Below are 4,792 nucleotides of genomic sequence, written 5' to 3'. Positions count from 1 at the left end.
GTAAATACGGGGCCTTCAACGGTTTTTGCAGTATTTGGAGGCAAAATCCCTAGGACCCCAATAACGCTGTCTTTGAGGCCGAGCGTAAAGCAATTTTTGATAAATGTTGGCTGTATTTGGGTCACGAGTCTGAGCTGCAAGAAAATGGTCAGTTCGTAACCCGCTCGGTAGCCGACCGCGATATTATTTTTTCGAAAGACCGTAAAGGTGTGGTGCGCGCTTTATTGAATGTGTGCCCGCATCGCGGCGCAACGGTTTGCCGCGAGAAAAAGGGTAAAACCAAAAGCTTTCAGTGCATGTATCACGGCTGGGTGTTTAAAGACAGCGGCGAGCTGATGCATTTGGCCGGTGAAGCCTCGTACCCAAAAGACTTTGGTGAGTGCGGCGATATCCGGTTAACGCCGGTGCCGCGCTTTGAAAGCTATGCCGGCTTTTATTTTGTGTGTTTTGATGAAAACACCGAGTCGTTGGAAGATTATTTGGCCGATGCCAAAGCCTATCTCGACCTGATTCAGGAGCATTCGCCCGAAGGCATGACCATAGTGGGCGGCACGCAAGAGTACGCTATTCGCGCCAACTGGAAGCTGCTGGTTGAAAACAGTGTCGATGGCTATCACGCCGAAGCCACCCACGCGACCTATCTCGATTATTTAATGAATACCAACGGTGGTTTGGCGAATGTAAAATTGGCTGGTATAGCGCACGACCTAGGCAATGGCCATGCGGTTATTGAATATACCGCACCGTGGGGACGGCCAGTGGCCCAGTGGATTCCGATGTGGGGCGAAGAAGGCAAAGCCGAAATGGCGCGTGTATACGCCGAGCTAGAAGGGCGCTTGGGCACCGAGCGCGCTGATCAGATTGCAACTAAAAATCGCAATATGATTATCTTCCCCAATTTAGTTATTAACGACATTATGGCGATTACGGTGCGTACCTTTTACCCCACCAGCCCCGATTACATGAAGGTCAATGCTTGGGCCTTGGCGGCAGAGGATGAAAACGAATGGCGTCGTAAGTATCGCTTGTTTAATTTCTTAGAGTTCTTAGGGCCGGGCGGTTTTGCTACGCCGGACGATGTGGAGGCACTGGAGAAGTGTCAGCGCGGGTTTGTTTCGGCGGATTTAGTGCCATTCAACGATATTTCTAAAGGGATGTCGAAGAAAGTGCCCGCCTATGATGACGAGCACCAGATGCGTGTGTTCTGGCGCGAGTGGGATCGCCGTGTAGACAAAGTGCGACAGGAGAATAGCAATGCTTAAAGATAATAGTGTCGTTAGCCCCGAAGAATATATTCAGATACAGAGCTTTTTGTTTCATGAGTCGGCCTTAATTGATAGCTGGCAATTGGACGAGTGGTTTGCCTTATACACCGAAGATACAGAGTACCAAGTACCGCCAACGGATCTTGATGAAAGCGCAACACCTGAAAACTCTTTGTTCTATATCGCCGATGATCACGCCCGCCTAGAAGAGCGCATTATTCGTTTGAAGAAAAAGACCGCGCATTCCGAGTGGCCGCGCTCGCGGGTGCGCCACTTAGTAAGCAATGTACGGGTGCTATCAAAAGACGGCGACGAGCTCGTTGTGGATGCCGCGTTCGTGTGTTTTCGCACCAAAGATGGCGTAACAGACACGTTTATGGGGCGCTACGACTACGTCTTACGCGTGGTTGATGGCGAGCTGAAAATCCGCAAAAAACGCTGCTTGCTCGACCTCGATGGCCTGCGACCGCATGGTCGTATCAGCATACTTTTATAAGCTTCAAACGCCAGTGCTTACGCCGCTTTTTACGCGGCGTTTTTGGCGTTTAACCATTTAATCAGGGCTTCCTATGACAGATTCAGTGATTCAACAAATTAGCGACGAGCTGCATAGCGCGTTGTTAAACCGCACCACGGTTGCGCCCTTGGCAGAGCGTTACCCCAATATTGATATCGACACTGCCTATAAAGTGTCACTTGAGGTATTGGCGCGCCGTATTGCCGCAGGCGAAAAAGTGATCGGTAAAAAGATTGGTGTAACCAGCAAGCCGGTGCAAGACATGCTCAACGTGCACCAGCCCGATTTCGGTTTTTTGACCGACAAAATGGTGTTTACCAACGAAGTGCCACTAACCGGCAATTTAATTGCGCCTAAAGCCGAAGGCGAAATTGCCTTTGTGATGAAAAAAACACTGACTGGCCCCGGCGTAACCGAAGCCGACGTGCTGGCGGCAACCGAAGCGGTTATGCCGTGCTTTGAAGTTGTTGATTCGCGCATTAAAGATTGGCAGATCACCATTGAAGACACCGTGGCCGATAACGCCTCGTGCGGTTTCTTTGCCATTAATGATAAAGCTGCGGTAGACCCGCGCAAGATCGACTTACCCAGCTGCGAAATGATCGTTAAAAAGAACGGCCAGTTTTTAAGCCAAGGTTTAGGCTCGGCCGCACTGGGTAACCCACTGACCTGTGTGGCATGGCTTGCCAACGTATTGGGTGCTTACGGTGTGAGTTTAAACGCGGGCGATGTGGTGTTATCTGGCTCTTTAGTGCCATTAGAGCCCGTTGTAGCAGGCGACAGCATGTCTCTCACTATCAGCGCTATTGGCGATCTCGCCATTGATTTTGTCTAAACGGTAAACCCTTATGACTACAAATAAAATTAAAGCCGCCATTATTGGCCCCGGTAATATCGGCACCGATTTACTGATTAAAGCCCTGCGTTCAGAGGTGATTGAGCCGGTATGGATGGTCGGTGTAGAACCCGATTCACCAGGCCTTGCACGCGCGCGTGAATTTGGTTTAAAAACCACCGCCGATGGCATGGACGGTATGTTGCCTTCGATGCGCGAAGACGGCGTACAAATTTGTTTTGATGCAACCTCGGCCTATGTGCACGCCGAAAACTCGCGCAAAGCCATTGAACACGGCGCGGTGATGATTGATTTAACGCCCGCCGCAGTTGGCCCTTATTGCGTGCCTACCGTTAATTTGGATACCGCCCTAGAAGCCGGTGAAGACAACGTGAATATGGTGACTTGTGGCGGCCAAGCAACCATTCCTTTAGTGGCAGCCGTATCGAGTGTACAGCCAGTGCCGTATGCCGAAATTGTGGCCACGGTGGCGTCTAAATCTATTGGCCCCGGTACCCGTAAAAATATTGATGAATTTACCCGTACTACCGCCAGCGCGATAGAAAAAGTAGGCGGCGCAAGCAAAGGCAAAGCGATTATTTTGGTTAACCCGGCCGAGCCACCGTTAATGATGCGCGATACGGTGCATTGCCTCGTAGAAGGTGAGCCAGACCAAGACAAAATCACCGCCTCAGTAAAAGCGATGGTCGCTGAAGTACAAAAATACGTGCCGGGCTATCGTTTGGTGAACGGCCCCATTTTTGATGGCAACCGTGTATCTATCTTTATGGAAGTGGAAGGCTTGGGCGATTTCTTGCCTAAATACGCGGGCAACCTAGACATTATGACCGCCGCGGCTTTACGCACCGGTGAGTTATATGCGCAACGTCGTTTTTTAAATCAATAAGGCTTGGGGATACTACGATGGATTTAAGCAATAAAAATGTGGTGATTCACGATATGAGCCTGCGTGATGGCATGCATACCATGAAGCACCAAATCTCTGTTGAGCAAATGCGCAGCATTGCCGCCGGTTTAGATGCCGCCGGTGTACCGCTAATAGAAGTGACTCACGGTGACGGTTTGGGTGGCAATTCGGTTAACTACGGTTTTTCGGCCGCCTCAGATGAAGACTATATAAAAGCCGTGGTTGAAGTGGTTAAAAACGCTCAAATCTCGGCCTTATTGATACCCGGCATCGGTACGGTAGACGACCTTGTGATGGCCTACGATTGCGGTATAAAAACCATTCGAGTGGCTACACATTGCACCGAGGCCGATGTGTCTGAACAGCATATTGCCTGTGGCAAAGACATGGGCTTAGACACCGTGGGCTTTTTGATGATGGCGCATATGATTAGCGCTGAAGAGCTGCTTGAGCAAGCCAAACTAATGGAGTCTTACGGCGCGAACTGCATTTACTGCACAGATTCCGCAGGTTATATGCTGCCCGATGACGTGGCCGAGCGTATTGGCTTATTACGAAAAGAGCTAAATCCTGAAACCGAAGTGGGCTTTCACGGCCACCACAATTTAGCCATGGGCGTGAGCAATTCGTTGGCGGCGATTGAAGCCGGTGCAAGGCGAATTGACGGTTCCGTTGCGGGCTTCGGTGCCGGTGCCGGTAATACACCGCTAGAAGTATTGGTAGCAGTGCTAGAGCGCATGAGCGCGAATACCGGTATCGATTTATTCTCGATTATGGATGTGGCCGAAGACTTGGTTTACCCCATTACCGAATCGCCTATTCGTATTGACCGCGACTCACTTACGCTGGGATATGCCGGTGTGTACAGCTCGTTCTTACATTTTGCCAAACGTGCCGAGCAGCGCTATGGCGTATCGGCGCGCAGTATTCTGATGGAGCTGGGCGCGCGCAAAACAGTGGGCGGCCAAGAAGACATGATTGAAGACATTGCTTTAACCATGGCTAAGGCCAAGTAAACCCCGCCTAGATATCGGGTGACTGTGTGCTGTCTTAAAGTGTACTTGTTAAAGATATATTTGTGTGGTATAAATGGTGGGGATGATTCACAGTCACTTTTAAACCACGTTTAAAAAATGATGGCTAGTATCGCCTTATGGCGTATTAGTCATTACGAAAATAACTATAAATGGCTCCTCGTCACTCTGAGTGGAATTAGACCACATGCTGGGGCATCCTACCGCGCACCG

5 protein-coding genes are annotated in these 4,792 nt (G+C 50.1%); all 5 read left to right on the top strand.

The window, feature by feature from the left end; all coding sequences use genetic code 11:
- Positions 1-116: 116 nt before the first annotated feature.
- A complete protein-coding gene (locus tag ACYVGS_RS17850; RefSeq protein WP_460590045.1) occupies positions 117-1,262 on the top strand; it encodes an aromatic ring-hydroxylating dioxygenase subunit alpha in 1,146 nt (381 codons plus the stop codon).
- The gene (locus ACYVGS_RS17845; RefSeq protein WP_460590044.1) at positions 1,255-1,761 is read left to right on the top strand and encodes an aromatic-ring-hydroxylating dioxygenase subunit beta; all 507 of its coding nucleotides are present in this window, start codon (positions 1,255-1,257) and stop codon (positions 1,759-1,761) included. Before ACYVGS_RS17850 ends, ACYVGS_RS17845 begins: the two co-directional genes overlap by 8 nt.
- A gap of 73 nt (positions 1,762-1,834) precedes the next feature.
- Complete coding sequence (locus ACYVGS_RS17840) at positions 1,835-2,617, top strand: FAA hydrolase family protein (protein ID WP_460590043.1); 783 nt, start codon at positions 1,835-1,837, stop codon at positions 2,615-2,617.
- 13 nt (positions 2,618-2,630) lie between these two features.
- Positions 2,631-3,524 (top strand): acetylating acetaldehyde dehydrogenase, encoded by an 894-nt coding sequence (locus tag ACYVGS_RS17835; RefSeq protein WP_460590042.1) that lies wholly within the window; start codon positions 2,631-2,633, stop codon positions 3,522-3,524.
- A gap of 17 nt (positions 3,525-3,541) precedes the next feature.
- A complete protein-coding gene (gene dmpG / locus ACYVGS_RS17830; RefSeq protein ID WP_460590041.1) occupies positions 3,542-4,561 on the top strand; it encodes a 4-hydroxy-2-oxovalerate aldolase in 1,020 nt (339 codons plus the stop codon).
- Positions 4,562-4,792 lie beyond the last annotated feature (231 nt).

Source organism: Haliea atlantica (assembly GCF_054779855.1).
The sequence above is the reverse complement of the archived record's forward strand: the minus strand, read 5'-3'. Positions and strand labels throughout refer to the sequence as shown.

Coding starts and splice junctions, on each gene's coding strand:
- ACYVGS_RS17845 (WP_460590044.1), top strand. CDS start 1,255: ATGCTTAAAGATAATAGTGTCGTTAGCCCCGAAGAATATATTCAGATA.
- ACYVGS_RS17840 (WP_460590043.1), top strand. CDS start 1,835: ATGACAGATTCAGTGATTCAACAAATTAGCGACGAGCTGCATAGCGCG.
- ACYVGS_RS17835 (WP_460590042.1), top strand. CDS start 2,631: ATGACTACAAATAAAATTAAAGCCGCCATTATTGGCCCCGGTAATATC.
- dmpG (WP_460590041.1), top strand. CDS start 3,542: ATGGATTTAAGCAATAAAAATGTGGTGATTCACGATATGAGCCTGCGT.